Origin of the sequence: Sabulicella flocculans, assembly GCF_045449635.1 — a bacterium.
Classification (GTDB): domain Bacteria; phylum Pseudomonadota; class Alphaproteobacteria; order Acetobacterales; family Acetobacteraceae; genus Roseococcus.
This window is the reverse complement of sequence record NZ_JBJJBR010000004.1, coordinates 22987-48440: the sequence shown is the minus strand read 5'-3', so window position 1 is coordinate 48440 and position 25454 is coordinate 22987. Positions and strand designations below refer to the sequence as shown.

Sequence of the window (25454 nt, the reverse complement as noted above, 5' to 3'; positions counted from 1 at the left end):
CACGCGAGCGTCACCGCATGCACGGCGTGGCCTGATGGCCGGCGTCACCTTCCGCGACGTGCGCAAGAGCTTCGGCTCCACCCACGTCCTGCACGGCGTCAACGTGGACATCGCCGATGGCGAGTTCGTGGTGCTGGTCGGCCCCTCGGGCTGCGGCAAGTCCACCCTGCTGCGCATGCTGGCCGGGCTGGAGAACATCACCGGCGGCGAGATCCTGATCGGCGGCAAGGTGGTGAACGCGGTCCCGCCGAAGGACCGCGACATCGCCATGGTGTTCCAGAACTACGCGCTCTACCCGCACATGACGGTGCGCGACAACATGGCCTTCTCCATGAAGCTGGCCGGCGCGCCCAGGGACGTCATGGCGCGCGAGGTGGAGCGCGCCGCGCGCATCCTGGGCCTCGAGGCGCTGCTGGACCGCTTCCCGCGCCAGCTTTCCGGCGGGCAGCGGCAGCGCGTCGCGATGGGCCGCGCCATCGTGCGCAACCCGCAGGTCTTCCTGTTCGACGAGCCGCTGAGCAACCTGGACGCCAAGCTGCGCGTCCACATGCGCTCCGAGATGAAGGAGCTGCACCAGCGCTTGAAGACCACCACCGTCTATGTCACCCACGACCAGATCGAGGCGATGACGATGGCCGACACCATCGTGGTGATGGAGCACGGCCACGTCCGCCAGGCCGGCCCGCCGCTGGAGCTGTACGACCGCCCGGCCAACCTCTTCGTCGCCGGCTTCATCGGCAGCCCGGCGATGAACCTGATCGAGGGCGAGGTGACGGCGCAGGGCTTCCGCTGCGCCGATGGCACGCTGCTGCCCCTGCCCGCCCACGCCGCGCCGCGCAGCCGCCCCGCCGTGTACGGCATCCGTCCCGAGCACCTGCGCCTGGACCCCGCCGGCCTGCCGGCGCGGGTGCAGGTGGTGGAGCCGATGGGCAGCGAGACCCAGGTGGTGCTGCGCATCGGCGAGGTGCCCATCACCGGCGTGTTCCGCGAGCGCGTCGCGGCCCGGCCCGGCGACCTCTTGCCGGTGTCGCCCGAACTGTCCCTGGTTCACCTGTTCGACAAGGAGACGGGCGAACGCATCGCCCGCGACGTGAAGGAGGAGGTTTCCGCATGATCACCCGCCGCACCCTGGGCGCGCTCGCCGCCGCATCGCCCCTGGCCGCCAACGCGCAGATCCGCACCAACCCGGCCACCATGCCGAACCTGCCGATCGAGCAGGGCGCGACGCTGCGCATGCTGCGCCCCGTGCGCTTCGTGCAGCCGGACGAGGACGTGTTCCGCGCCAACTGCGCCCGCTTCACCCAGCAGACCGGCGTGCAGGTGCGCGTGGACTTCGTGGGCTGGGAGGACATCACCCAGCAGACGGCGGTGACGGCCAACACCGGCGCCGGCCCGGACCTGATCATCGCCTTCGACCAGGCGCCGCACATCTACACCGACAAGATCGTGGACCTGACGGACATCGCCACCTACCTCGGGCAGAAGTATGGCGGCTGGCGGCCGCTGGCGCGCGCCTACGGCATGCGCGCCGGCACCCAGCAATGGATCGGCCTGCCCTTCGGCTCCACCGGCGGGCCCATCGTCGCCCGCCGCTCGGCGCTGCGCGAAGCGGGCTTCGACTCGGTGCCCGAGGACCATGCCGGCTTCCTGCGGCTGTGCCAGGCGCTGCGCCGCATCAACAAGCCCGCCGGCTTCGCGCTGGGCAATGCGGTGGGCGACGGCAACGCCTTCGCCAACTGGCTGGTCTGGAGCCATGGCGGCTTCCTGGTGGACGAGTCCGGCGCGGTCGGCATCAACTCGCGCGAGACGATCGCCGCGCTGAACTACCTGCGGGAACTGTACCCGACCTTCATCCCCGGCACGATCTCCTGGAACGACATCTCCAACAACCGCGCCTATGCGGCGGGCGAATGCTTCATGACGCAGAACGGCGTCTCGCTCTACTTCTCCATGAAGAACGACCCGGCGACAGCGGCGCTGGCCGAGGACACCATCATGGCGCCGATGCCCAAGGGCGTCGCGCGCTCCACCCCCAATGCCGGGCTGACGATGAACGCGATGGTGTTCCGCCATTCGCGCTTCCCCAACGCCGCCAAGGCGCTGCTGACCTTCCTGATGGAGGAGCCACAATACGAGCCCTGGCTGCGCGCCAACCTCGGCTACTGGTCGCAGCCGCTGGACGCCTATGCGGCCTCGGCCGTGTGGGAGAGCGACCCCAAGATCACCATCTTCCGCGACACCATGAACAGCGAGTTCTGGCTGGGCTACAAGGGCCCGATCACCGAGGGCTCGGCGGCCGCCACGGCGGATTACGTCATGGTGCAGATGTGCGCCTCCGTCGCCTCCGGCCAGGCGACGCCCGAGCAGGCGGCGCGCGAGGCCGAGCGCCGGGCGCAGCGCTTCTTCCGGGCGCGGCGCTAGCGGCGTGTCGGCGGCGGCGGAACCGCGTTGGGTCCATGCGCGGCGGGAGCCCTCGGCCCTCGCCCGCTTCTTCGACAACAAGGCGGTGCTGATCGTCGCCTGCCTGTTCCCGGCGGTGGGGCTGCTGACGGTCTTCCTCACCTACCCGCTCGGGCTGGGGGTGTGGCTGGCCTTCACCGACACCACCATCGGCCGGCGCGGCATCTGGGTGGGGCTGGAGAATTTCGAGTACCTCGCCTCCGACCCCATCTTCTGGGGCAGCGTCTTCTACTCGGTGTTCTACACGGCGGTGGCGACCATCCTGAAGTTCGGGCTTGGGCTGTGGCTGGCGCTGCTGCTGAACAACCACATGCCCTTCAAGTCGCTGATCCGCGCCATCGTGCTGCTGCCCTGGATCACGCCCACGGTGCTGACGGCCATCGCCTTCTGGTGGATCTACGACCCGCAGTTCAGCATCATCTCCTGGATCTTCGTCGAGGCGCTGGGCTGGCGGACGGAGAACTTCAACTTCCTCGGCTCCGAATGGCCGGCGCGCTGGAGCCTCATCGCCGCCAATGTGTGGCGCGGCATCCCCTTCGTCGCCATCTCGCTGCTGGCCGGGCTGCAGACCATCAGCCCATCGCTGTATGAGGCCGCGATGCTGGACGGCGCGACACCCTGGCAGCGCTTCCGCTTCATCACCTTCCCGATGCTGCTGCCGATCCTGGCCATCGTGATGACTTTCAGCATCATCTTCACCTTCACCGACTTCCAGCTTGTCTACGCGATCACCCGCGGCGGGCCGGTGAACTCCACCCACCTGATGGCCACCCTCGCCTTCCAGCGCGGCATCCCCGGCGGCCAGCTGGGCGAGGGCGCGGCGATTGCCGTGGCGATGATCCCCTTCCTGGTGGCGGCCACGCTCTTCTCATATTTCGCGCTGGCGCGGCGGAAGTGGCAGCAGGGGGAAGGCAATGACTGACCAGCCTGAAACCCTGGCCTGGGACAGCAAGGCGCGCCGCGTCGTCACCCTGTGGGTGCCGCTGGGCATCTTCATTTTCATCCTGCTGTTCCCGTTCTACTGGATGACGGTGACGGCCTTCAAACCGGACGGGGAACTCTACGACTTCTCCAACAACAACCCGTTCTGGGTGCACTCGCCCACGCTGGCGCACATCAACAAGCTGCTGTTCGAGACGAGCTACCCGAAGTGGCTCTGGACCACGATGCTGGTCGCCATCGGCTCCACCTTCTTGTCGCTCGTCGCCTCGGCGCTGGCGGCCTACGCGGTGCAGCGGCTGCGCTTCAAGGGCTCGGACTACGTCGGGCTGGCGATCTACCTGGCCTACCTGGTGCCGCCCTCCATCCTGTTCATCCCGCTGGCCACCATGGTGGTGCAGCTGGGCCTGTTCGACAGCCCGCTGGCGCTGATCCTGGTCTACCCGACCTTCCTGATCCCGTTCTGCACCTGGCTGCTGATCGGCTACTTCAAGTCCATCCCTTACGAGTTGGAGGAATGCGCGCTGATCGACGGCGCCACGCGCCTCCAGATCCTGACGAAGATCACGCTGCCGCTGGCGGTGCCCGGCCTCATCAGCGCCGGCATCTTCGCCTTCACCCTGAGCTGGAACGAGTTCATCTACGCGCTGGCCTTCATCCAGAGCAGCGAGAACAAGACCGTGCCGGTGGCCATCCTGACCGAGCTGGTGACGGGCGACGTCTACCAGTGGGGCGCGCTGATGGCAGGCTCCCTGCTCGGAAGCCTGCCGGTGGTGATCTTCTACAGCTTCTTCGTGGACTACTATGTGTCCAGCCTCACCGGTGCGGTGAAGGAGTAGGCGCCTACAGCGCCTCCTCCGCGCGGGCCAAGTGGAGCTCGCCGTTGCGGCGCACCCGCGCCGTCTGGGCGCCGTCGCAGCTCCAGTCGCGGAACACGTCGTCCTCGGCGCCGGTGACCTCCATCTTGGCCTTGATGCGGCACACCAGCCGCTGGGTCGAGGCCGGCGAGCCGCCATGCCAGCGCCGCACCGCCTCGCTCCAGGAGCCGGTCTCGCGCGCCCAGCGCGCCATCATGCCCCCCGCCCAGTCGGCGGAGCGCGTGGGGTCCAGCGGCCAGTCGGACCCCCGCGCGTGCACCCGCGCGTTCACCTGCACGCAGCCCGCCATCACGGAGGCGCCCGGGCGGGCGCCGGCCAGCAGGGCGCGCGCCTGCTCGCGGTCGCCGGGGAAGTGGGCGCGCCCGCCGATGTTCAGCGCATAGGCGTGCAGCCCGCTCTCGGCCAGGGCGACGGCGGTCAGCAGGCCGCGCGGCATGCCGTGCACCGCCTCGGCGCGGCGGGTGGCGGCCAGGCAGGCCGCGCGCGGCGACATGCCCTCCGGCACCGAGTCGGCGCCCGCGACGGGGATCAGCTCCTGCGGCGAATCGCGCAGATGCGGCACGTACGCTTGGCGCGCCTGCCGCGGCGCCCGCCGCGCCGCCTGGCGCTGGGACGCGCGCGCGGGCGCGGCCGCTGGGCGGGCGGGCGCGCCTTTCCGAACCTCCTGCCCGCCCCGGTGGGGTGCGGCAGCGGCCGTGGCAGGGGCCGTCGCAACCCACAGCCCGGCCATGGCGGCACAGGCGAGGAGGAAGCTCGGGCGCCCCTGCGGTGGGGGCCGGCGCGCCGGACAGGTCATCGGCGCACGGACCACTGGGGGATGCCGGAGGTCACCCGCCGGCAAGCCAGTTACGGTCTTCATGAAACAGGCCGTAGCATGGCGTGAAACCACCGGGCAACCCCGAAGCTTCCCACACGGTCCGGCCCCGCCCATCCTCCTCGCTCGACAGGAGACATTATGCGCCTGCCCCGCCGCGCCCTGGCCGCGTTGCTGCCCGCCCCCGCGCTGGCGCAGGCGCCGTTGCCCGCGGCGACGCTGGTGGTGCCCTTCACTCCCGGCGGCGCGGCGGACCAGGTGGCGCGGCTGCTGGCCCGGCACCTGCCCCGCCACCTGGGCCCCGACGCTCCCGCCATCACGGTGGAGAACCGCCCCGGCGCCTCGGGCGCGCTGGGCACGCTGGCGGTGGCCCGCGCGCGGCCGGATGGCGGCACGCTGCTGCTGGCGCGCGTCGCCGCCTCCGCCATCCTGCCGGCCACCGACCCCCGCACCCCCTACGCGGCGGCGGACTTCACCTGGCTGGGCCTGCTGGACGAGAACCCCTTCGTGCTGGCCGTGCGCGCCGACTCGCCCTGGCCGGACCTGCCGGCGCTGCTGCGCGCCCTGCGCGACCAGCCGGGCGCCCTGCGCTTCTCCACCGCCGGGCCCGCCACGCTGCTGGACCTCGGCGTGCGGCAGATGCTGTCCCTGGCCGGGCTGCCGCTGGATGCCGCCCAGGCCGTCGCGCTGCGCGGCGGCGGCGAGGCGGTCGCGGCCGTGCTGTCCGGCGGGGCGGACTTCGTCGGCGCCAACATGGGCGACGCCGCCGAGGCGCTGCGCGCCGGCACGCTGCGCGCGCTGCTCGCCACCGCGGCGCTGCCCGGCGTGCCCGACGCCGCGCAGGCCGGCCTGCCCGGCCTGGCGGAGCTGTCCGGCTGGGGCGCCCTGGCCGGCCCCGCCGGCATGCCCGACGAGGTGGCCGCGCGCTGGGCGGCGGGCCTGGCCGCCCTAGGGCGGGACGACGGCTGGGTGGCCGCGCTGGCCCGGCTGGGCCACCTGCCGCGCCCGCTGGACCCCGCCGCCACGCGCGCCCACGTCGAGTCGCAGGTGGCGATGTACCGCGCGCTGGCGCAGCGGCTGGGGCTGGGTTGACGGGGGTTCCATGCGGCGCAAACCTCTCGCCCGCGGAACATCCAGGAACGCCACATGAAAAACCCCGCCTACATCGTGGGCGCCTTCGAGCACCCGACGCGCAAGGCCGAGGACAAGTCCACCGCCCAGCTCCATGCCGAGGTCGCCTTCGGCGCGCTGCAGGATGCCGGGCTCAAGGCCTCCGACATCGACGGCTACTTCTGCGCCGGCGACGCGCCGGGCATGGGCGGGCTGTCCATGCTCGACTACATGGGCCTGCGCAACATCCGCCACTACGACACCACCGAATCCGGCGGCTCCTCCTACGTCATCCACGTGGGCCACGCGGTGGAGGCCATCATCGCCGGCAAGTGCAACGTGGCGCTGATCACGCTGGCCGGCCGCCCGCGCGCCGAGGGGATGCAGACCGGCACCGCCGTGCGCTCCTTCGGCGCCGGCGTGCCGGACGAGAGCTTCGAGCTGCCCTACGGCCGCACCATCGCCACCATGCACGCCATGGTCGCCACCCGGCACATGCACGAGTTCGGCACCACCTCCGAGCAGCTGGCCTGGGTCAAGGTCGCCGCCTCCCACCACGCCCAGCACAACGAGCACGCGATGCTGCGCAAGGTGGTGACGGTGGAGGACGTGGTGAACTCGCCCATGGTGGCGGACCCGCTGCACCGGCTGGATTGCTGCGTCATCTCCGACGGCGGCGGCGCGCTGATCGTCGCCCGGCCGGAGATCGCGAAGTCGCTCAACCGCCCGCGCGTCGGCGTGAAGGGCTGGGGCGAGGCCTACAAGCACCAGAGCGCCGGGGCCATCGACCTCACCTACTCGGCGGCGGCGAAGTCCGGCCCGATGGCCTTCGACAAGGCCGGGGTGAAGCCGGCGGACATCCGCTACGCCTCCATCTACGACAGCTTCACCATCAGCGTCGTCGTGCAGATCGAGGACCTGGGCTTCTGCGCCAAGGGCGAGGGCGGGAAGTTCGTCGCCGACGGCAACCTGATCTCCGGCGTCGGCAAGCTGCCCTTCAACACGGATGGCGGCGGGCTGTGCAACAACCACCCCTCCAACCGCGGCGGCATGACCAAGGTGATCGAGGCGGTGCGTCAGGCGCGCGGCGAGGCGCACCCGGCGGTGCAGGTGAAGGACGCCTCGCTGGTCCTCGCCAACGGCAAGGGCGGCAACTTGGGCACGCGGCACGGCTGCGGCACCGTCATCCTGGAGCGGGAGTGAACCCCATGGCCACGCAAGCCTTCGACCGCACCCCCGCCGCCCCGGCGGAGAGCCCCGACAACAAGCCCTATTTCGACGGCTGCCGCGAGGGCAAGCTGATCCTGGGCAAGTGCCTCGACACCGGCCAGCTGTTCCACTACCCGCGCAAGGTCTCGCCCTTCACGCTGTCCAGCAACGTGGAGTTCGTGGAGGCCAAGGGCACCGGCACCATCTATTCCTGGTCGGTGGCGCGCGGGAAGGAGCCGTTCTGCGTCGCCTACGTCCAGCTGGACGAGGGGCCGGTGATGCTCACCAACATCGTCGAGTGCGACCTGGACGCGCTGTCCTGCGGGCAGAAGGTGCGGGTCAAGTTCCGCGACAGCGACGGCGGCGCCCCGGTGCCGATGTTCGTCCCGGCGTGACGCCGGCCGGCGCGGCGTGCGCTCAGCGCGCCGCGCCGAAGATGCGGTGCTGCACGCGGTCGCCCACCCGCAGGTTCAGCCGCTCCGCCGTGCCGCCGGCCAGCTCCAGCACCGCGCGCACCGGGCCGCGGCTCTCGATGCTGGCGAGGCTGTGCGGCACCGCACGCTCGTGGATGCGGTGGATTCGGCCGTCGGCGGCGATGAACAGCATGTCGAGCGGGATGAGGGTGTTGCGCATCCACATCGCGCTCTCGCGCGGGGCGCCCCAGTCGAACAGCATGCCCTCGTCGGGCTCCATGGCGGTGCGGAACATCATCCCCACGGTCTGGTCCTCCGGCCGCAGCGCCATCTCCACCCGGAAGGCGTGGCTGGTGCCGTCGCGGCCGAGGATGGTCAACGTCTCCACCGGCAGGCGCGGCTGCGGGCGGTCCACGCCCGGCTGGGCCAGGGCGGCGGGGGTGAGGAGGGCGAGCAGCAGCAGGGCACGGCGGATCATGCCGCGCAGCCTGCCACGGATTCCAGCATCACGGGCAGCCCCCGCGCCAGGGCGCGCACCTCCTCGCGCACCGGCCCCTCCCGCGGGGCGTCGGCCAGGGTGGTGAACCAATGCCCCGGCGGGTCGCGCCCGGCGGCGCGGGAGAAGCTCAGCCCGCGCAGCACCGCCTCGGCCGCCGGCGGCAGGCGCGGCGGCGGCGCGTGGCCGTCCAGCACGCCCCAGCCGCGCGCCCAGCAACGCGCCACCGTCCAGGGGTTGTAGCCGCCGCCGCCCAGCAGCACGAAGCGCGGCGCCAGGTCCTTCACCGCGGCGATGACCTCGGCATGGGCGTTGTTGGACAGGCCCAGCCGCGCCAGCGGGTCCTCCTCCAGCGCGTCGGCGCCGCATTGCAGCATGATGGCCTGCGGCTGCACCGCCTCGATGACCGGCAGGATGGCGCCGTGCAGCAGGTGGCGCAGCTCGGCGTCGTGGAAGCCCTGCGGCACCGGCAGGTTCAGCGCGCCGCAGGGCCGGTGCGCCAGGCCGGTGAAGGGCCAGCGCGCCGCCTCGTGCACCGAGAGCGTGACCACGCGCGGGTCCTGCGCGAAGGCGTCCTCCACGCCGTCGCCGTGATGCGCGTCGAGGTCGAGGTAGAGCAGCCGCGTCAGGCCGAGGTCCAGCCACTCCAGCAGCCCCAGCGCGGCGTCGTTGACGTAGCAGAAGCCGGAGGCGCGGTCCGGCCGGCCATGGTGGGTGCCGCCGCCCGGGCAATGCGCCTGCCCGCCCGCCGCCGTCAGCCGCGCGGCCAGGATGACGCCGCCGGCGCTGGTGGCGGGGCGGCGGAACACCTCGCGGTACACCGGGTTGCCGTCGGCGCCGATGCGGAAGCGCGCCTTGTCCTCGGCGCTCACCGCCTGCGCCGCCTCGGCGCGGCGCAGCGCGGCCAGGTAATCAGGGTGGTGGAAGCGCGCGAGCTGCGCCTCGCTCGCCATCGGGCTGTCGCGGTACTGCGCCTCGTCCAGCCAGCCCAGCGCACGGATCAGGTCCAGCGTGGTGGAGACGCGCGGGATGGCCAGCGGGTGCTTCGGCCCGTAGGTCGAGCCGCGGTAGATCTCCGAGCCGATCAGCCAGGGGCGCATGACATTTCCGCAAGGGGCAAACCCCCGGTTCGGTGGCACATTCCGGCGGATATGGAGCTGCAGCACCGCTTCGCCAGCATCGCGAGCCGCACCGCGCACGAGAGCGGCCGGCCCTGGGCCTTCCTGCTGGCGCTGGGCACCGTGGTGGCCTGGGCCGTCACCGGCCCCTTCTTCGACTTCAGCGAGAACTGGCAGCTGGTGATCAACACCGGCACCACCATCGTCACCTTCCTGATGGTGTTCCTGATCCAGAACGCGCAGAACCGCGACACCCAGGCGATCCAGCTCAAGCTGGACGAGCTGATCCGCGCCACCCAGGGCGCGCACAACACCCTGATCGCGCTGGAGGAGCAGGGCGAGGAGGTGGTGGCCCAGGTGCGCGCCGAGCTCGCCGAGGCCTGCGAGGAGCGCGCCCCGGCCCGGTGAGCCGGCCTCGCGCGGCCTAGAAGCGCCAGGTGGTCCGCAGCAGGGGCCCGGCGCCGCCCTGGCGGAAGTCCCATTCCGCGCGGCTGGACCACTGGCGCGCGCCGAAGACCTGCAGGTTCACCGCCGGCGCCCCCAGCCATCCCGGCAGCCAGCCCTCCGCCGGCAGCCATTCCAGCGTCAGCACCGGGGCGGCCAGCCAGTCGCGGCGGCGCCCCTGCCCGTCGCGCGCGTGCCAGCGCCGGGCCGCCTCCAGCTCCAGGCTGGCGGTGAAGCGGCGGTGCGGCGTCCAGCCGGCCGAAGGGTTGGCCACCAGCGCCAGGGAGGGCGGCGCCTCCTCCCGCCAGCGGCGCTGCACCCCCAGGTTCAGGCCCAGCGACCAAGCCGTGGCATCGCGGGTGTCCGGCCCGCGCGGCACCCGGCGCCAGGAGCGGTCCAGGTTCAGTTCCGCCGCCGCGCCGAGCGTGAGGTCGTGCCGGCTCTCCAGCCGGCTGCCCCAGCCCGGCTCGTGGTCGCGGGCGGATTGCAGCATCACGAAGGGCTGCACCTCCTGGTCGTCCCGCCCGCTTTCGCGCTGGGCGCGCAGGCGCAGGAACAGGGTGTCGCTGCCGGCGATGCCGGACCGGCCGTAGCGGTCGGCAGCGGCGTCAAGCGTGGCCGCCAAGCGCAGCGGCACGGCGGCGGGGCGGTGGCTCCAGCCCAGCCGCGCCTCGGGCGTCGCCTGCACGTCGCCGCGGCCCGGCGGGTGCCGCGCCCCGGGATTGGCGTTCCACAGCAGGGGCAGTTGCAGGTCCAGCGACCAGCGCCCGCCCTCCCCGCCCGCGATGTCCTCCGGCGGGGCGATGGCGTCGCGGCGGATGATGCGCAGCTCCTGCGCCACCTTCGCCTGCCGCCGGGCCGCGGCGCGGGTGCGCGCCTCGGCGGGGGGCGGCGGCGCCAGCAGGGCCGCCGCCGCGAGCAGCAAGCTAGCGCTGCGGCATCGCCTGCGGGACGACGGTGCGGACCAGCGAGGCATCCAGCTCCTCGTACGCGTGGTAGCCGATGGTGGCGTAGAGTTCGGCGCGCGTCTGCATGCGCTCCACCGCGCCGTGGGTGCCGCCCTCGGCCGCGACCTGGGCGTAGAGCTCCTCCCACGCCTTGGCGGCCACGCGCAGGTGCGAGACCGGCCAGATCACCATGGCGTAGCCCATCTCCTGGAACTCGGCGGCGGTGAAGAAGGGGGTGCGGCCGAACTCGGTCATGTTGGCCAGCAGCTTCACGCCGGGCATCCGGCGGGCGAACTCGCGGAACATCTCCGCCGTGGTCAGCGCCTCGGGGAAGATGGCGTCGGCGCCGGCCTCCAGGTAGCGCTTCGCGCGGTCCACCGCGGCGTCCATGCCCTCGCTCGCCACCGCGTCGGTGCGCGCGATGACGTAGAGGTGCCGGCGCGCCCGGCGGGCGGCGGCGACCTTGGCGGCCATCTCGTCGGCGCCGGCCAGCTTCTTGTCATTCAGGTGGCCGCACTTCTTGGGCAGCAGCTGGTCCTCCAGGTGCACGGCGCCCGCGCCCGCATCCTCGAAGGCGCGCACCATGTGCATGACGTTCAGCGCCTCGCCATAGCCGGTGTCGCCGTCCACCAGGGCCGGCAGGCCGGTGGCGCGCGTCACCTGCCGGATGAAGAAGCACACGTCCTCCACCGTGATCATGCCCAGGTCCGGCAGGCCCATGGAGGCGGACATCGCGGCGCCCGAGAGGTAAAGCGCCTCGAAGCCTTGCTTCTGCGCCAGCAGGGCGGCCAGCCCGAGGTGGGCGCCGGGCATGCGCAGGATCTCCGGCCGCTCCAGCAGGGCGCGGAAGCGCTCGCCGGCGGGCTGGGCGGGCAGGTCGGCGCCGATCACGTAGGGCATGTTGCTTGGCCTTTCCTCAGACGAAGAAGATGAGCGTGGCGAGCACGAACAGGGGCAGCAGGAACAGCGCGGCCCAGGCGACGTAGCCGAAGAAGGAGGGCATGCGCACGCCGTTCTCCTCCACGATGGCCTTGACCATGAAGTTGGGCGCGTTGCCGATGTAGGAGTTGGCGCCCATGAACACCGCCCCGGCCGAGATGGCCGCTAGCGTGGCGGCGCCCTGCGTCATCAGGTAGCCCGGCTCGCCGCCCGCGAGGTTGAAGAAGACGAGGTAGGTGGGCGCGTTGTCCAGGAAGGAGGACAGCCCGCCGGTCATCCAGAAGTACACCCAGGGGATGGGCTGCCCGGCGGCGTCGGAGGTCAGCGCCACCAGCCCGGCGGCCGCGCCCTCCGGCCCCGCCTTCAGGATGGCCAGCACCGGGCCCATGCACAGGAAGATGGCGGCGAACAGCTTCGCCACCTCGGCCATCGCGCCCCAGGCGAAGCCGTTGGCTTCGCGCAGCACCGCCGGCGTCAGCGCCAGCGAGGCGGCGGTGACGCCGAGGAAGATGCCCATGGCCACCAAGCGCTCGATGCCCACCACCTCGCCCAGCACGCGCACGTCGCCGGGCTTCCACACGCCCTGCAGCAGCACGCCCAGCACGACGACGCCGATCAGCGCGACGTTCACCCAGCCCTCGATGCGCAAGGGCTCGCGCGCGGCGGGCGCCGGCAGCGGGCCTTCCTTGGCGTAGAGCCAGGAATCCAGCGCGTAGTAGATGGCCAGCAGCACCACGGAGCACAGCAGGAAGGGCCAGAACAGGTGCACGGTGGGCCAGAAGAAGGACACGCCCTTCAGAAAGCCCAGGTAGAGCGGCGGGTCGCCGATGGGCGTCAGGGAGCCGCCGATGTTGCTGACCAGGAAGATGAAGAACACGAAGCTGTGCACCTTGCGCCGCCGCCCGGCATTGGCGCGCAGCATCGGCCGGATCAGCAGCATGGACGCCCCGGTGGTGCCCATCACGGAGGCCAGCACGGTGCCCACGGCCAGGATGGCGGTGTTGGTGGCGGGCGTGCCCACCAGCGTGCCCTTCAGCAGCACCCCGCCCCCGGTGGTGTAGAGCGCCAGCAGCAGGATGATGAAGGGCAGGTATTCCTGCACCAGCACGAAGGCGACCTCCGCCCCCGCCACCGCGGGGCCGAAGGCGGCGGCGAAGGGCAGCAGGAAGGCCGCGCCCCAGAAGGCCGCCACCTTGCCGTAGTGATGGTGCCAGAAGCCCGCCGCCAGCACCGGCAGCAGCGCGATGGACAGCAGCACCCCCGCGAAGGGGATGACCCAGATGAGGCCCAGCGCCCGGCCGTCGATGGCCGCGGCCTGGGCGGGCTGGGCGAGCAGGGCCAGCCCGAGGGCAATGATCGCGGCGCGCAACGAAACCCCCGTCCTTTTCCCAGTCTTTTCCGCCGCGAGGCGCGCCGGGTCAACCGCGCACCGGGCTTTGCGGGGGCCGCCCCGGAGGCTATGTGAGTGGAAAGAGTTGGAGCGACCAAACATGGAAATGTCCGGCGAGCGGCGCATCCCCGCCCCCCGCGCCCAGGTCTGGGAGGCGCTGAACGACCCCGACCGGCTGCGGCAGGCCATCCCCGGCTGTGAGCACATCGAGAAGACCGCGGACGACGAGATGCAGGCCCGCGTGGCGCTCAAGATCGGCCCGATGGCGGCGAAGTTCGGCGGCAAGGTGCGGCTGGAGAACCTGAACCCCCCCGCCTCCTACACCATCACCGGCGAGGGCAATGGCGGCGCCATGGGCTTCGCCAAGGGCGGCGCCGACGTCGAGCTGGAGGAGGCCGGCCCCTCCGAGACCATCCTGCGCTACCGCGTGAAGGCCCAGGTGGGCGGCAAGATGGCCCAGCTGGGCGGGCGGCTGATCGACAGCACGGCGAACCAGATGGCCGGCCTGTTCTTCGACCGGCTGGCGGCGCAGCTGACGCCCCAGGCCATGCCGGGCGCCGGCTTCAGCGAGCCCGCGCCCATCGCGCACAAGCACATCCCGGTGAAGCCGGCCTTCCCGGCGGAGATCCTGGGCTGGCCCATCCCGGTGGCGGTGGGCGTGCCGATCTTCCTGGTGGTGATGTACCTGATCTTCCTGTCCTCGTGATGCCCGGCAGCGTCGCCGAAACCGCCGCCCTGCTGGCGGCGGGCGGCTACGTGGCCGACACGGCGCTGGCCACCACCGTCCACCTGGCCCTGCGCATGGGCCGCCCCCTGTTCCTGGAGGGCGAGCCCGGCACCGGCAAGACCGAGATCGCCAAGGTGCTGGCCGCCCAGCTGCCGCGCCGGCTGGTGCGGCTGCAATGCCATGACGGGCTGGACCTGAACGCCGCCGCCTACGAGTGGGACACCGCCCGCCAGCTGCTGGCCATCCGCGTCGCCGAGGCGACGGGCGCGGTGGCCGACGTCGAATCCGCGCTGTACCAGCGCCGCTTCCTCCAGGCGCGCCCGCTGCTGCAGGCGCTGGAGGGCGAGCCCGCCGTGCTGCTGATCGACGAGCTGGACCGCGCCGACGAGCCCTTCGAGGCCTTCCTGCTGGAGGTGCTGGCCGACTTCCAGCTTTCGGTTCCCGAGCTGGGCACGGTGAAGGCGGCCACGCCGCCCGTGGTCGTCATCACCTCCAACCGCACGCGCGAGGTGCACGACGCCATCCGACGCCGCTGCCTGTATCACTGGGTGGACTACCCCGACGCGGCGCGGGAGCGCGAGATCCTGCGCCTGCGCGCCCCCGGCGTGCCGGAGCGCCTGTCGGCCCAGGTGGTGGGCTTCGTGCAGCGGCTGCGCGAGGGCGACTACTTCAAGCTGCCCGGCGTGGCCGAGAGCATAGACTGGGCCAACGCCCTGGCGGCGCTGGACGCCGAGGAGCTGACCTCGGGCGCGGTGGACGCCACGCTGGGCGTGCTGCTGAAGTACCAGGACGACATCGCCAAGCTGCGGGGCGAGGAGGCCGCGCGGCTCATCGGCGAGGCGGGATGATCCCCCCGCGCACCGCGCTGCCGGCGGCGCGGCCGGGCGGCGCGCTGGCCGCCAACGTCCTGGGCTTCGTGCGGCTGCTGCGCCGCGCCGGCCTGCCCGTCGGCCCGGGCGAGGCGATGGCCGCGGCCGAGGCGCTGGCCCTGGCCGGGGTGGAGGAGCGCGCCGTCGCCCACGCCGCGCTGCACGCCACCCTGGTGCGCCGCCACGACCAGACCCCGGTGTTCGACGCCGCATTCGCCCTGTTCTGGCGCGACCCCGAGCGCGCCCGCACCGCCGCGGCGCTGGCGATGATGGAGGCGCCGCGGCCGGAGGAAAAGGCGAAGCCCGGCGCCCGCCGCCTCGCCGAGGCGATGGCGGGCGGGCGCCCCCCTCCCCCGCCGCAGCAGCCCCCGGCCGAGGAGCGCCGCCAGGACGCCACCCTGACGGTGAGCGGGCGGGAGCTGCTGCAGCGCATGGACTTCGAGGCGATGGGCGCGGCGGAGATCGCCGCCGCCAAGGCCGAGATCCGCCGCCTCGTGCTGCCGCTGGACGAGAAGCCGACCCGCCGCTTCCGCCCCGACCCCGCCGGCCCGCGCCCCGACCTGCGCGCCACGCTGCGCCGCGCCGCGCGCACGGGGGGCGAGGTTGCCGCCCTGGCGCGCCGGCGCCGCACCACCCGCCCGCCGCCCCTGGTGGCCATCTGCGACATCAGCGGCTCCATGGCGCGCTACGCCCAGGTGCTGCTGCACTTCCTCCATGCGCTGACCAACGACCGCGACCGCGTGCACGTGTTCCTGTTCGGCACCCGGCTGAGCAACATCACCCGCCAGCTGCGCCACCAGGATGCCGAGGTCGCCTTCGAGATGGTGGGCGCCGCCGTGCCCGACTGGTCCGGCGGCACGCGCATCGGCGAGGCGCTGGAGGAGTTCAACCACCGCTGGGCCCGCCGCGTGCTGGGCCAGGGCGCCGTGGTGCTGCTGATCACCGACGGCCTGGACCGCGAGGGCGGGCGCGGGCTGGGCGAGGCGATGGCGCGGCTGCGCCGCTCCTGCCGGCGGCTGATCTGGCTGAACCCGCTGTTGCGCTGGCAGGGCTTCGAACCCAGATCGCAGGGCATCAAGGCGATGCTGCCGCACGTCCACGAGTTCCGCCCCGTGCACAACCTGGACAGCCTGCGGGAGCTGGTGAAGGCCCTGGGAGAACGCCGATGAGCGAGGACATCCTGCGCACCGCCGCCGCCTGGCGGGAGGCCGGCGAGGAGGTGGCGCTGGCCACCGTGGTGGAGACCTGGGGCTCCTCGCCCCGCCCCGCCGGCTCGGTCTTCGCGGTCACGCGCGGCGGGCGGATGGCCGGCAGCGTCTCCGGCGGCTGCATCGAGGGCGCGGTGGCCGAGGTGGCGCGCGAGGTGATGGCCGAGGGCACCCCCCGCCTGCTGGATTTCGGCATCAGCGACGAGCAGGCCTGGGAGGTCGGGCTGGCCTGCGGCGGCAAGCTGAAGGTCTTCGTGGAGCGGCTGGCGTGACGCCGGAGACGCTGCGCCGCTTCCTGGACGGCGCGCCGCCCCTGGCCCTGCTGACCCGCCTGCCGGACGGCGCGCAGCTCCTCTATCCCCACGACGCCACGCCCGCGGCGCTGCGCGCGGCGGCGGAGGCGGCGCTGCGCGACGACCGCGCCGGCCCGGTGGCGGTCGGCGAGGAAACCTGGTTCGTGCAGCCGCGCAACGCGCCGCTGCGCCTGCTCATCGTCGGCGCCGTCCATGCCGCGCAGTCCCTGGCGCCAATGGCGGCGGTGCTGGGCTTCGCGGTGACGGTGGTGGACCCCCGCCGCGCCTTCAACACGCCGGAGCGCTTCCCCGGCATGGCGCTGGACCACGCATGGCCCGACGAGGCGCTGGAGGCCCTGGCCCCCGACGCCCGCACCGCCGTGGTGACGCTGACCCACGACCCCAAGCTGGACGACCCCGCGCTGCTGGTGGCCCTGCGCTCGCCCGCCTTCTACGTCGGCGCGCTGGGCTCGCGCCGCACCCACGCGAAGCGGGTGGAGCGGCTGCGCGAGGCCGGGCTGGACGCCGCCGCCATCGCGCGCATCGCCGCGCCGGTCGGGCTGGACATCGGCGCCGTCACGGCACCGGAGATCGCCCTGTCGGTCATGGCGCAGGTGGTGGCGCGCAGGCGGGGCAAGTGATCTTCGGTCCCACCCCGCTGGCCGAGGCCGAGGGCGCGGTGCTGGCCCATACCCTTCGCCTGCCCGGCCGCGTGCTGAAGAAGGGCACCGTGCTGGACGCCGGCGCCATCGCCGCGCTGCGCGAGGCCGGCCACCGCGAGGTGCAGGCCGCCCGCCTCTCGCCGGGCGACGTGCCGGAGGACGCGGCGGCCGCCCGCCTGGCCGACGCCCTGCTGGCGCCGCTGGTGGCGCGCACCCGCGCCGCCACCGGGCGCGCCAACCTGCTGGCGGAATCCGCCGGCCTGCTGGTGCTGGACGAGGCGCGCATCCACGCCGTGAACGCGCTGGACGAGAGCCTGACCGTCGCCACCCTGCCCAACTTCGCGGTGGTGCGGCCGAAGGAGATGCTGGCGACCATCAAGGTCATCCCCTTCGCCGTGCCGGGCGCGGTGCTGGGCGTGGCGGAATCCCTGCTGCGGCGCGGCGGGCCGGTGCTGGCCCTGCACCCGTTCCGCCCGCTCAAGGTCGGGCTGGTGATGACCGAGCTGCCGGGCGTGAAGGAAAGCGCCATGGAAGGCGCGGTGGAAGTCACCCAGGCCCGCGTCGAGGCGCTGATGGGCCAGCTGCTGCCGGTGGAGCGCGTGCCGCATGAGGAGGCGCCCGTCGCCGCCGCGCTGGGCCGCCTGCTGGGTCAGGGGGCGGGGATGCTGCTGGTCGCCGGCGCCTCGGCCACGGTGGACCGGCGCGACGTCGGCCCGGCCGCCATCGTGCGGGCGGGCGGGGCGGTGGCGCATTTCGGCATGCCGGTGGACCCTGGCAACCTGCTGTGCCTGGGAGCGGTGGGCGGCGTGCCGGCCATGGTGCTGCCCGGCTGCGCCCGCAGCCCCAAGCTGAACGGCTTCGACTGGGTGCTGCAGCGCCTGTTCGCCGGGCTGGAGGTGTCGCCGCGCGACGTGATGCGCATGGGCGTGGGCGGCCTGCTGAAGGAAATCGAGGCGCGCCCCCTGCCGCGCGGCGAGGCGCCGGGCCGCCCTTCCCCGGCGCCGCGTGCGCCGCGGGCCGTGGCCGGGCTGGTGCTGGCGGCCGGGCGTTCCCGCCGCATGGCGCCGCGCAACAAGCTGCTGGAGCAGGACGGGCGCGGCGTCCCGATGGTGGCGCGGGTGGTCGAGCAGGTGCTGGCGGCCGGGCTGCGCCCCGTCATCGTCGTGACGGGCCACGAGCGCGAGCGGGTGGAGGCGGCGCTGGCCGGCCGGCCCGTCGAGTTCGTCCACGCCGCCGACTACGCCGAGGGGCTCAGCGCCTCCCTGCGCGCCGGCATCGCCGCGGTGCCGGCGGCAGCCGAGGGCGCGCTGGTGGCGCTGGGCGACATGCCCCTGGTTTCGGCCGCCGACATGGGACGCATCCTGGCCGCCTTCGACCCCGAGGAAGGCCGCGCCATCGTGCAGCCCACCTTCCGCGGCAAGCAGGGCAACCCGGTGCTGTGGGGGCGCGAGTTCTTCGCCGCCATCGCCGGAATCCACGGCGACGTCGGCGCGCGCCAGCTGGTCGGCCGCCACGCCGACCGGCTGGCCGAGGTGGAGATGCCCGGCGACGGCGTGCTGCGCGACTTCGACACCCTCGACACCCTGCCCGGCTTCCAGGGAACCTGAGCGCCGGTCCGCGCGTTCGCGCGGCATGTCGCGAGTCCCCTGGCATTGCTGGGCGCTGCTGGCCGCCCTGGTGGTGATGGCGCTGTGGTTCGGCGCGCTGGAGAAGGGCAGCGCCGCCTGGGCCACCGCCCTGGCAGCCGCCGGCTGCCTGGCGCTGGTCGCCACCCCGCGCGAGCGCATGCCCTTCCTGCCCTTGCGGCTGAGCCGCCTGCCGCGCCGCTACGATTCGGCCCCGGCGCTGGCGACGCTGATCACCGCGCCGGGCTACGGCCTGTCGCTGTTCCACGGCGCCAACCCCTTCGACGAGTTCGTGCATCTGGTGAACGGCGCCATCGCCGGCGCAGTGTTCGCCGCCCTGGTGCTGGCGGATGGGCGCCCGCGCGGGCGCTGGCACATGGCCTGGGTGGGGCTGATGTTCGGCCTGACGCTGGGCGTGGCCTGGGAAGGCTTCGAATGGCTGGTGAACATCATCGGCGACTGGCAGGACACTTGGACCGACGTGGCGCTGACCGCGGGCGGCGCCACCGTCGCGTCCTGGCTGCATGGTGGGCATGCGCGAAATTCCCCCGCGGGGGTGGCTTGCCACGAATCATCCCCCGTGGCACAAGCTGCCCACACGGAGCGGGCGGGCGTAGCTCAGGGGTAGAGCACGACCTTGCCAAGGTCGGGGTCGAGGGTTCGAATCCCTTCGCCCGCTCCAGTCGGTTCCCCAACCTCACATTTCTTACGCATCGTTGTCGCCCTGAACCGCAGGCTTCTTGGGTTTTTGTTGGGATGGCTTGAGGGTCGGAGAACGAAACGACCCTGGAAATCTCTCTCCGGAGGCCCAGAAGTCTCCGAAGCTCGGGGGTGGGATGATTTCACCCTCAAGCGCTATAGTACTGATATTAGATCAGATTCTCTGTGAAGGGCTTGGGAGAATTCAGCAAGCCCACCGCTTGGCAGAAGGAACCGGAGCGGCAAGGGCGATCCCAAAGAGCACCGTCGAGGCTCCCAGCAAATTCGGTGCCCCGCGCGCTGGGTTCGGCGCCGCAGCCAGCCCAGGGACCGCCGTGCTCAGGCCGGATCGTCATGCCTAAGCAAATCTCGAGCGGGAAACTTACGCTGCCAGGTTTCGATCAGGAACAAAGCAACCGTACTTGCAGCATGGATAGCGAGACGGCCGATTCGGGCATCAACACGTGCGTAGCCACGCTCGCGCCCGTGTGCGTCGCCAGCATGGGTGCGTAACGCCCCCACACCTTGGATGACAGTGGCCAGTCCACCCAGGGTTGTTCGAACATCGTCAGCAATCTGAGAGTGGAGGTCACTGCGCTCAGGAGCCAGGCCTAGCGGCCGCTTCACCGCATTGAATAAGCCCTGCACATCCTTCTTCCCTGGTAGAGGCTCCCCGAGTTCGATCAGTATCGACCGACAGACGCTCTCGATCGTCGAACAGGCGGCGGTGATGGCATCCTCGGGATCCGCTTCAATGCTCGCGAGGGCGCGGTCCAGGTCCCGCCTCACAGTGTCGAAACTGATCGTCCCGACGATTCCGGAGAGTTGCTCAACAACCGGCGTCGAATGGCCGGATACGACGAGGCGCACTCGCTGCCCTTGCGACTGAAGCTCAAATCCGTCGGACTGTAAGGCCCGATTGAGATGGTCGATTACAGCGGTATGGCGCTCCGGCTCAGCGGCAAAGTCACGGGGATCGGCCGCCGCTTCAATGATGCGGGGCAGGACCTTCTCCGGCTCGATGCCGTTGTTGACGGCCATTAGGCAAGACACGAGGGCGGGCACCCGAGAGCCAGTAACCTGGAAGGCCACGTTACATGATCTCATGAATTTCTCAATCTGTGGGCCGCTGCGGTAGAAACCGATAGGTGGCGGAGCGCCGCCCATGCCTGGGCCGCCGGTGATGATATCGGCTATCGCGTCGATGGTTCGAGGAGAGAGAGGGAACGGCAAGAACCATTCCTAGCCGGTTCTGAGAGTGAGCGACGCGGTTTTGGGATCGTAGACGTAACTTGTGATCGTGCCGTCCTTAATCTTCTCCACTACCTCATCGACCGCAAAGAGGGGCACCAGGAACCATTCCCTCGGGACAACCGGCTTCCCAAAACGATCCTTGATTTCGATGTCGAGCCGCCCGGGATCGAAGATTCGATGGATCAGATTCTCAAGCCGCGTCCGATTGATGTTGAAGAGTTCATAGGTCGCGACGACCTCGACGTCGGCCATCAGGAAGGTCGGATCGAGGCGAGCATTTGCGATGCGGCGGGCCACATCGCCGCCGGTCACACCGATCTTGTGCAGCACGCCACGATGCGCCGCCACGACTGGATGGTCAGATTTGCTTCGCAACACATAGACCGTGCCACTCGCTTCATCGCCTTCCTCGTTCTGGTCCGAGAATAGAGGGCCAGCTGCTGGGTCGACGATCCGCCGCCCGGTGGGGTCCTGTTGCAGCGCCTTCTGCAGAGACCGCATCAGCAAGTTGCTCTCGGTCCCATTGTCGAAGATCACGCGAAGCCGGGCATCGATGTTGCCGTGCTCATTGGCAAGCGGCTGTTCCATCGCAGCCACATAAGCTTTCTGGCCGCCCAGGATGTAGAAACGCCCGGTCGTGATCTCTGACTTCCGCTCGAACCGCTTTGTCTGACGAAGGCCTGCCGCGAGGTCCTGCTGCACCCGGTCGAACAGCGGCTTGAAACGGTCGAAATCCTCGCATCGGTCGCGGTTGGCGATCTCTTCTGCCTCGCGCTTTTCCGCCGCCGTCCGCACGTGGCGCAGAACGGTGATGCCGGTGGCGTCCGGCAAATCGACGCCGAGCTGGCTAAGGAGCTCGTCATCTTCGATGTCGTCGGCATTGGTCTCGCCGCCCTGCAACCCTGCCGAGAGCAGCCCCTGATGATCGAAGGGAGCGAGCAACGTCCGGGCATCGTCCAACTCGCGCAGCCGATCGAGCCGCACGGCATAGAGCCTCTCGAAGATGTCCCGCGCGTCACCGTGCTGTGGCGCTCGACCGTGGTCCTCGACGAAGCGCTGGATCTCTTCGAAGCCCGCAATCATCCGCTCCTCGCGGGGCGTGCGGCTACCTTCGCGCTTGGCCTCGACCTCGATGCCGAGCTCTTCAAGAAGGGCGTCATCTTCCTCAGTGAACTTACCCACGTGCGGCCTCCATCTTCATGCGCGCCAGGTAGGCCACGCCCTCCGCCATGCGCTTCTCCCACGCATCTGGCGAGGTGATGGAGGGAAGGCGTCCCCGTTCGTGCTTGAACTTCAGAGCGCGCTTCGCTAGCTCCCGCGCCTCGTCGAGTGTCATGGTCACCCGCTTGGCGCTGATGATTGCCTGGACCTGTTTCAGGCTCTCCTCGTTCATGGTCTTGGCCATGATCGCATAGGCCTGCTGGAACGGATTGATGCTGTCGATCAGGTCAATGTCGAGTTCGCGCACATCCATCGCGAACCTGCGCACGCCCTCCACGAAGGCAATGTTCGGTCCCTTCTCCGCATCCCCATCGCCGCCCATTGCTGCGCCTTTGGCCTGCTGCGTCAGCGTCAGCGCCGCGATAGCATGTTGACGCACCGCCTCCTGGTCGCCTTCGTCCAGCTCCGGGTAGCGGTCCTTGATGATCTTCCCCATCCGCAGCTGCGTCAGTTCTTCCGGCACGAGGTCCGCGTCGAAGAGGCCGCGCTCGACCACGGCTTTATCCTGCACGAAGGCCGCGATCACCTCATTGAGGTCCTGTTGGCAGATGCGGGTGGCCTCAGGGCTTTTCGGCTCCACCAGGCCCTTGATCTCGATCTGGAATTTGCCTTCCTCCTCGCTGAAGCCGATGTTGCACTTCGCGGGATCATAGCCCGCCTCGCCATAGTCGAAGCCGGGAGCGGGCCCGCTCTCTGGATTCTTGGGCTTGAACTCGAAGCGCGGTGCCAGGACCTGCTCCATCAAGAGGCTGGCAGCAATGGCCTTCAGCGTGTCGTTCACCGCCTCGGCCACCGTCTGCTCAGTGGCGTCCGGCTCCGCGATCAGGTTGGTGAAGCGCGCCCGGGTCTTGCCGGGCGCATCGCGTGTGGCACGACCGATGATCTGCACGATCTCGGTCAGGCTCGACCTGTAGCCCACCGTCAGCGCGTGTTCACACCAGACCCAGTCGAAGCCCTCCTTCGCCATGCCGAGTGCGATGATGATGTCCACATGGTCGCGGTTATGCTTCTGGCCTGGGTCCTTCAGCGCGGCCGAGACGCGGTCGCGCTTCGCGGCATCGTCATCCACTAGGTCGGCGATGCGCAGCACTCTGCCATCCGCGGCCTTCACCAGCTGAAAGCCTGTGGTGGCCTCCGTGCCCTGCCACTCGCCAAGCTCCTCGATGATGTGCTCGACCTCGCGGATCTTGTCCTTCGTGCTCTCACGCGAGTTCACGCTCGGGATGTGGATAATCGTTTTCTCGGCTGGGTTCAGCACTTTCAAAATGTCGTCGCTGTAGGAGCCGGAATAGAAGAAATAGCCGATGTCGAGCTGCTTAAGGTGCTCATAGCCATTGAGCTGCTCATAGTAGGTGTAGGTGACGGTTTCGAATCGCGCCTCGTCCGCCGGGCTCAGCACGGCTTCCGCATCGCCACGGAAATAGGAACCTGTCATCGCCACCAAATGCACCCGGTCCCGCGCAATGAATTCCGCCAATTGCAGTCCTAGGCGGTTCTCCGGGTTTGCAGAGACATGATGGAACTCGTCCACCGCGATCAGCCGGTCGTCGAAGGCTGCGACACCGAATTTTTCCACCGCGAAGCGGAAGGTGGCGTGGGTGCAGACCAGCACCTTGTCGTTCCCCGCCAGGAAGTTGCCGACCGCATTGACCTTCCCGCCATCCGTGCCCGGCGCGTTGCACAGATTCCATTGCGGCCCGACTGTCCAATCCGCCCAGAAACCGTGCCTGGTCAGTGCCTCATCGGCAAAGCTCGCACCGATAGAGCGTTCGGGCACCACGATGAGGGCCTGGCGCAGCCCCTGGTTCGCCAACTTGTCGAGGGCGATGAACATCAGCGCGCGGCTTTTGCCGGATGCAGGGGGGGACTTGATCAGCAGGTATTGCTCGCCTCGCTTCGCATAGGCGCGTTCCTGCATCGGCCGCATGCCGAGCGCGTTGGCGCGTGTGGAGCTACCGTGGCGGCCATAGGCGATCGAAACGGCGGGGATGGAATGGCTCATGCCTGGGGCTCCTGCCCGTCGCACAGGTGGAGGAGATCGCGCATCACCAACGCCGCCCTCGCCTCCAGGAACGCCTCGTAGTCATCGGCCACGAGGGCATCATGGGGAATGAGGTGCGAAGCCAGGCGGTGGCGCACCGTGTCGATGCCAAGGTTCGCCTTGGCAGCACGCTCGGCGATGAACACGCTGGGCCTCGTGCCGGATTTGTTGCGGTTGGTGTGGTCGGTGATGAGGGCGCAATTCAGCGCGCGGTTCACCAGGGTATCGGCCCGGGGTCGATCCAGGAACTTAACCGAATAGAGGTGGTCCATCTCGCGGGAGCCGATAGAGCTGCGGCTGATGGGTGAGCCATCCGCAAAATCCAGCGCGCGCCGGCGCAGGGCAGCGGCCAGGATGGCGCGCGGCAGCCGGTCTTTTCGGCCTGGCCAACCGGCTGCGCGAAGCTCCTCGATGCCGGGCAGTGGAAAGCTGGCTGTATCAAACAGCTCACAGCCTTGTTCGGGCGTAGGCGCCGTCATCATGACGCGCAACGCGCGAAAATCGGCATAGGCACGCGTCGCGGAGGTCTTGCCATACCGATGCGTGCAGCAGGCGCGCCACAAGGCCTTGCGAATGATCTGCCGGGCGTTGCCGGCCTGGTCCATCTTCAAGCCACCAGCCACCGACCACATCGCGCAGGTCAGATAGACCGCAACATCACTCGGCAGAGTATCGGCGTTCAGCAGGCCCTCCTGCGCCAGAAACTCCGTGCCGAGGCGGACCCCTTGTTCAAGCTGCGGCCATGCGCCGACCAGGCCCTTTCCGTAGCTGTCGTCCAGATAGGTCTTCTTGAGCGGCGGCTTGTCCTGCAAGAGAGCGCCTACTGCGAGGATCAGATCCTCGATGCGACCATACTCCTTAGCGGCCGGCACCGCGGCCAGCAGGTCGGCCATCTTGTCGTGCAGGGATTCGCCCACTGCCTCCTCGACCTGCGCCACCACGATGTCGAAATCCTTGAGCGGCGAGGCGGAGGTATTCATCTTTTTGAAGACCTCGAGTGCCGTTTCGCGCGCCGTGCTGGCCGGCAGTTCGAGGAAGGGCAGCACGTAGCCACCGAGGCGCTGGCGAAGGTCACTGGCCACATCGCCCATCTCGTCGGTGTAAGCGCTGGCCGCGCGCAGTGCGTTACGCCACGCTTTGAACCGCGCTTCGCCCATGCTGCCGGGGCGCAAGATGGTAATGGGCGCCAGCCCGCGGGCTGCGCATAGCGCATCATCGAAGGCCCAAGCGGGCTGCTGCTCGCCCTTCTTGTTGAGCCATCGGCGCTCGACCACGACGCGTCCCTGGTCCTCCTCGTCATCATCGTCGCTGGCCGCGACATCCTCCGCCGGCTCGGCGCCGGTCAGGCGGATGAACACGCGCAGGTCCGGGTAGTCATCCGTAAGCGAACGCCAGAGGGCCGTGATGCGCTGCTGCCCGTCGAGGACGTGCATGTTGGGCTTCACCGACGACGCCGGCGCACCGACGACGGGTCGGGAGTGGAACAGCTCCCTGTCTCCCACCTCGAGCACCAGCAGCACGCCGATGGGCAGTGAGGGGGCGCGCAGGATGTTCTCGAACACGCCGGCGATCTGGCGCGGGCGCCAGGCCTCGTGCCGCTGGAAGCGCGGTAGTTTCACCTGCGCTTGCTCGATCATGGAGAACCAGGCCTCGATCGTCTTGCTGCGGGCTTCCATGCGCGGCGTGTGTCCTTCGTCA

At 70.5% G+C, this 25454-nt stretch carries 25 protein-coding genes and 1 tRNA gene; 16 read left to right on the top strand and 10 right to left on the bottom strand.

Annotated features, from left to right (window positions below; genetic code table 11):
* Positions 1 to 34 precede the first annotated feature (34 nt).
* From ACI6QG_RS06595 to ACI6QG_RS06580, 4 genes are read left to right on the top strand one after another with little or no spacing between them, the layout of a single operon-like run.
* On the top strand, positions 35 to 1114 hold the full coding sequence (locus ACI6QG_RS06595) for an ABC transporter ATP-binding protein (RefSeq protein WP_407023785.1): 1080 nt from the start codon (positions 35 to 37) through the stop codon (positions 1112 to 1114).
* Entirely contained in the window at positions 1111 to 2421 is a 1311-nt protein-coding gene (locus tag ACI6QG_RS06590) for an ABC transporter substrate-binding protein (RefSeq protein WP_407023784.1), read from the top strand. The genes ACI6QG_RS06595 and ACI6QG_RS06590 overlap by 4 nt, the downstream gene beginning before the upstream one ends.
* 4 nt (positions 2422 to 2425) lie before the next feature.
* Positions 2426 to 3382, top strand: coding sequence for a carbohydrate ABC transporter permease (locus ACI6QG_RS06585; RefSeq protein ID WP_407023783.1), 957 nt, complete (start codon positions 2426 to 2428; stop codon positions 3380 to 3382).
* Positions 3375 to 4238, top strand: a complete 864-nt coding sequence (locus ACI6QG_RS06580; protein ID WP_407023782.1) for a carbohydrate ABC transporter permease — start codon at positions 3375 to 3377, stop codon at positions 4236 to 4238. Before ACI6QG_RS06585 ends, ACI6QG_RS06580 begins: the two co-directional genes overlap by 8 nt.
* 4 nt (positions 4239 to 4242) lie before the next feature.
* Here ACI6QG_RS06580 and ACI6QG_RS06575 read toward each other — a convergent pair whose 3' ends face one another.
* Entirely contained in the window at positions 4243 to 4839 is a 597-nt protein-coding gene (locus ACI6QG_RS06575) for a transglycosylase (protein ID WP_407023781.1), read from the bottom strand.
* Positions 4840 to 5232: 393 nt separating this feature from the next.
* On the opposite strand from ACI6QG_RS06575, the gene ACI6QG_RS06570 reads away from it, so the two are divergent.
* Genes ACI6QG_RS06570 through ACI6QG_RS06560 form a run of 3 tightly spaced genes read left to right on the top strand, consistent with a single transcriptional unit; the run spans position 5233 to position 7805 of the window.
* Positions 5233 to 6183: a tripartite tricarboxylate transporter substrate binding protein gene (locus tag ACI6QG_RS06570; protein WP_407023780.1), complete on the top strand. Its 951-nt coding sequence runs from the start codon at positions 5233 to 5235 to the stop codon at positions 6181 to 6183.
* Positions 6184 to 6237: 54 nt separating this feature from the next.
* Positions 6238 to 7404 carry a thiolase family protein gene (locus ACI6QG_RS06565; protein ID WP_407023779.1) on the top strand — a complete coding sequence of 389 codons (1167 nt, stop codon included), beginning with the start codon at positions 6238 to 6240 and terminating at the stop codon, positions 7402 to 7404.
* Positions 7405 to 7409: 5 nt separating this feature from the next.
* Complete coding sequence (locus ACI6QG_RS06560; RefSeq protein WP_407023778.1) at positions 7410 to 7805, top strand: Zn-ribbon domain-containing OB-fold protein; 396 nt, start codon at positions 7410 to 7412, stop codon at positions 7803 to 7805.
* 22 nt (positions 7806 to 7827) lie between these two features.
* On the opposite strand, the gene ACI6QG_RS06555 is transcribed toward ACI6QG_RS06560, so the two are convergent.
* The gene (locus tag ACI6QG_RS06555; RefSeq protein WP_407023777.1) at positions 7828 to 8301 is read right to left on the bottom strand and encodes a DUF192 domain-containing protein; all 474 of its coding nucleotides are present in this window, start codon (positions 8299 to 8301) and stop codon (positions 7828 to 7830) included.
* Positions 8298 to 9419: an acetoin utilization protein AcuC gene (locus ACI6QG_RS06550; RefSeq protein ID WP_407023776.1), complete on the bottom strand. Its 1122-nt coding sequence runs from the start codon at positions 9417 to 9419 to the stop codon at positions 8298 to 8300. The genes ACI6QG_RS06555 and ACI6QG_RS06550 overlap by 4 nt, the downstream gene beginning before the upstream one ends.
* A gap of 51 nt (positions 9420 to 9470) precedes the next feature.
* On the opposite strand from ACI6QG_RS06550, the gene ACI6QG_RS06545 reads away from it, so the two are divergent.
* Positions 9471 to 9845 (top strand): low affinity iron permease family protein, encoded by a 375-nt coding sequence (locus ACI6QG_RS06545; protein ID WP_407023775.1) that lies wholly within the window; start codon positions 9471 to 9473, stop codon positions 9843 to 9845.
* A gap of 16 nt (positions 9846 to 9861) precedes the next feature.
* On the opposite strand, the gene ACI6QG_RS06540 is transcribed toward ACI6QG_RS06545, so the two are convergent.
* Genes ACI6QG_RS06540 through ACI6QG_RS06530 form a run of 3 tightly spaced genes read right to left on the bottom strand, consistent with a single transcriptional unit; the run spans position 9862 to position 13136 of the window.
* Positions 9862 to 10806, bottom strand: coding sequence for a hypothetical protein (locus ACI6QG_RS06540; protein WP_407023774.1), 945 nt, complete (start codon positions 10804 to 10806; stop codon positions 9862 to 9864).
* A gap of 1 nt (position 10807) precedes the next feature.
* Positions 10808 to 11728 carry a methylisocitrate lyase gene (gene prpB / locus ACI6QG_RS06535; protein WP_407023773.1) on the bottom strand — a complete coding sequence of 307 codons (921 nt, stop codon included), beginning with the start codon at positions 11726 to 11728 and terminating at the stop codon, positions 10808 to 10810.
* 16 nt (positions 11729 to 11744) lie between these two features.
* The gene (locus ACI6QG_RS06530) at positions 11745 to 13136 is read right to left on the bottom strand and encodes a sodium:proton antiporter (RefSeq protein ID WP_407023772.1); all 1392 of its coding nucleotides are present in this window, start codon (positions 13134 to 13136) and stop codon (positions 11745 to 11747) included.
* Between the two features lie 121 nt (positions 13137 to 13257).
* Here ACI6QG_RS06530 and ACI6QG_RS06525 point away from each other — a divergent pair, with 121 nt between their 5' ends.
* The 8 genes from ACI6QG_RS06525 (at position 13258) to ACI6QG_RS06490 (ending at position 19223) form a co-directional block, all read left to right on the top strand.
* Positions 13258 to 13863, top strand: coding sequence for an SRPBCC family protein (locus ACI6QG_RS06525; protein WP_407023771.1), 606 nt, complete (start codon positions 13258 to 13260; stop codon positions 13861 to 13863).
* A complete protein-coding gene (locus ACI6QG_RS06520; RefSeq protein WP_407023770.1) occupies positions 13863 to 14732 on the top strand; it encodes an AAA family ATPase in 870 nt (289 codons plus the stop codon). The genes ACI6QG_RS06525 and ACI6QG_RS06520 overlap by 1 nt, the downstream gene beginning before the upstream one ends.
* A complete protein-coding gene (locus tag ACI6QG_RS06515) occupies positions 14729 to 15922 on the top strand; it encodes a vWA domain-containing protein (RefSeq protein ID WP_407023769.1) in 1194 nt (397 codons plus the stop codon). The genes ACI6QG_RS06520 and ACI6QG_RS06515 overlap by 4 nt, the downstream gene beginning before the upstream one ends.
* Positions 15919 to 16233: an XdhC family protein gene (locus ACI6QG_RS06510; protein WP_407023768.1), complete on the top strand. Its 315-nt coding sequence runs from the start codon at positions 15919 to 15921 to the stop codon at positions 16231 to 16233. Before ACI6QG_RS06515 ends, ACI6QG_RS06510 begins: the two co-directional genes overlap by 4 nt.
* A complete protein-coding gene (locus ACI6QG_RS06505) occupies positions 16230 to 16895 on the top strand; it encodes an XdhC family protein (protein ID WP_407023767.1) in 666 nt (221 codons plus the stop codon). The genes ACI6QG_RS06510 and ACI6QG_RS06505 overlap by 4 nt, the downstream gene beginning before the upstream one ends.
* A complete protein-coding gene (locus ACI6QG_RS06500) occupies positions 16892 to 18523 on the top strand; it encodes an NTP transferase domain-containing protein (RefSeq protein ID WP_407023766.1) in 1632 nt (543 codons plus the stop codon). The genes ACI6QG_RS06505 and ACI6QG_RS06500 overlap by 4 nt, the downstream gene beginning before the upstream one ends.
* Positions 18524 to 18548: 25 nt before the next feature.
* Positions 18549 to 19169 (top strand): DUF2238 domain-containing protein, encoded by a 621-nt coding sequence (locus ACI6QG_RS06495; RefSeq protein ID WP_407023765.1) that lies wholly within the window; start codon positions 18549 to 18551, stop codon positions 19167 to 19169.
* Positions 19149 to 19223 (top strand) — tRNA-Gly (locus ACI6QG_RS06490). Before ACI6QG_RS06495 ends, ACI6QG_RS06490 begins: the two co-directional genes overlap by 21 nt.
* 356 nt (positions 19224 to 19579) lie before the next feature.
* On the opposite strand, the gene ACI6QG_RS06485 is transcribed toward ACI6QG_RS06490, so the two are convergent.
* The 4 genes from ACI6QG_RS06485 to ACI6QG_RS06470 all read right to left on the bottom strand — a co-directional run bounded on the left by ACI6QG_RS06485 (position 19580) and on the right by ACI6QG_RS06470 (position 25432).
* Positions 19580 to 20281: an abortive infection family protein gene (locus ACI6QG_RS06485; RefSeq protein WP_491630717.1), complete on the bottom strand. Its 702-nt coding sequence runs from the start codon at positions 20279 to 20281 to the stop codon at positions 19580 to 19582.
* 201 nt (positions 20282 to 20482) lie between these two features.
* A complete protein-coding gene (locus ACI6QG_RS06480; RefSeq protein WP_407023763.1) occupies positions 20483 to 21676 on the bottom strand; it encodes a GIY-YIG nuclease family protein in 1194 nt (397 codons plus the stop codon).
* Positions 21669 to 23717, bottom strand: a complete 2049-nt coding sequence (locus tag ACI6QG_RS06475) for a DEAD/DEAH box helicase (protein ID WP_407023762.1) — start codon at positions 23715 to 23717, stop codon at positions 21669 to 21671. Before ACI6QG_RS06475 ends, ACI6QG_RS06480 begins: the two co-directional genes overlap by 8 nt.
* Positions 23714 to 25432: a GmrSD restriction endonuclease domain-containing protein gene (locus ACI6QG_RS06470; RefSeq protein ID WP_407023761.1), complete on the bottom strand. Its 1719-nt coding sequence runs from the start codon at positions 25430 to 25432 to the stop codon at positions 23714 to 23716. Before ACI6QG_RS06470 ends, ACI6QG_RS06475 begins: the two co-directional genes overlap by 4 nt.
* Between the last annotated feature and the right edge of the window lie 22 nt (positions 25433 to 25454).

Bases quoted from the DNA above. Each gene is read 5' to 3' on its own strand.
- ACI6QG_RS06555 (WP_407023777.1), bottom strand. From the start codon at position 8,301: ATGATCCGCCGTGCCCTGCTGCTGCTCGCCCTCCTCACCCCCGCCGCC.
- ACI6QG_RS06580 (WP_407023782.1), top strand. From the start codon at position 3,375: ATGACTGACCAGCCTGAAACCCTGGCCTGGGACAGCAAGGCGCGCCGC.
- ACI6QG_RS06520 (WP_407023770.1), top strand. From the start codon at position 13,863: ATGCCCGGCAGCGTCGCCGAAACCGCCGCCCTGCTGGCGGCGGGCGGC.
- ACI6QG_RS06525 (WP_407023771.1), top strand. From the start codon at position 13,258: ATGGAAATGTCCGGCGAGCGGCGCATCCCCGCCCCCCGCGCCCAGGTC.
- ACI6QG_RS06475 (WP_407023762.1), bottom strand. From the start codon at position 23,717: ATGAGCCATTCCATCCCCGCCGTTTCGATCGCCTATGGCCGCCACGGT.
- ACI6QG_RS06570 (WP_407023780.1), top strand. From the start codon at position 5,233: ATGCGCCTGCCCCGCCGCGCCCTGGCCGCGTTGCTGCCCGCCCCCGCG.
- prpB (WP_407023773.1), bottom strand. From the start codon at position 11,728: ATGCCCTACGTGATCGGCGCCGACCTGCCCGCCCAGCCCGCCGGCGAG.
- ACI6QG_RS06515 (WP_407023769.1), top strand. From the start codon at position 14,729: ATGATCCCCCCGCGCACCGCGCTGCCGGCGGCGCGGCCGGGCGGCGCG.
- ACI6QG_RS06470 (WP_407023761.1), bottom strand. From the start codon at position 25,432: ATGGAAGCCCGCAGCAAGACGATCGAGGCCTGGTTCTCCATGATCGAG.
- ACI6QG_RS06495 (WP_407023765.1), top strand. From the start codon at position 18,549: ATGTCGCGAGTCCCCTGGCATTGCTGGGCGCTGCTGGCCGCCCTGGTG.
- ACI6QG_RS06545 (WP_407023775.1), top strand. From the start codon at position 9,471: ATGGAGCTGCAGCACCGCTTCGCCAGCATCGCGAGCCGCACCGCGCAC.
- ACI6QG_RS06510 (WP_407023768.1), top strand. From the start codon at position 15,919: ATGAGCGAGGACATCCTGCGCACCGCCGCCGCCTGGCGGGAGGCCGGC.
- ACI6QG_RS06550 (WP_407023776.1), bottom strand. From the start codon at position 9,419: ATGCGCCCCTGGCTGATCGGCTCGGAGATCTACCGCGGCTCGACCTAC.
- ACI6QG_RS06595 (WP_407023785.1), top strand. From the start codon at position 35: ATGGCCGGCGTCACCTTCCGCGACGTGCGCAAGAGCTTCGGCTCCACC.
- ACI6QG_RS06565 (WP_407023779.1), top strand. From the start codon at position 6,238: ATGAAAAACCCCGCCTACATCGTGGGCGCCTTCGAGCACCCGACGCGC.
- ACI6QG_RS06560 (WP_407023778.1), top strand. From the start codon at position 7,410: ATGGCCACGCAAGCCTTCGACCGCACCCCCGCCGCCCCGGCGGAGAGC.
- ACI6QG_RS06485 (WP_491630717.1), bottom strand. From the start codon at position 20,281: ATGGCCGTCAACAACGGCATCGAGCCGGAGAAGGTCCTGCCCCGCATC.
- ACI6QG_RS06590 (WP_407023784.1), top strand. From the start codon at position 1,111: ATGATCACCCGCCGCACCCTGGGCGCGCTCGCCGCCGCATCGCCCCTG.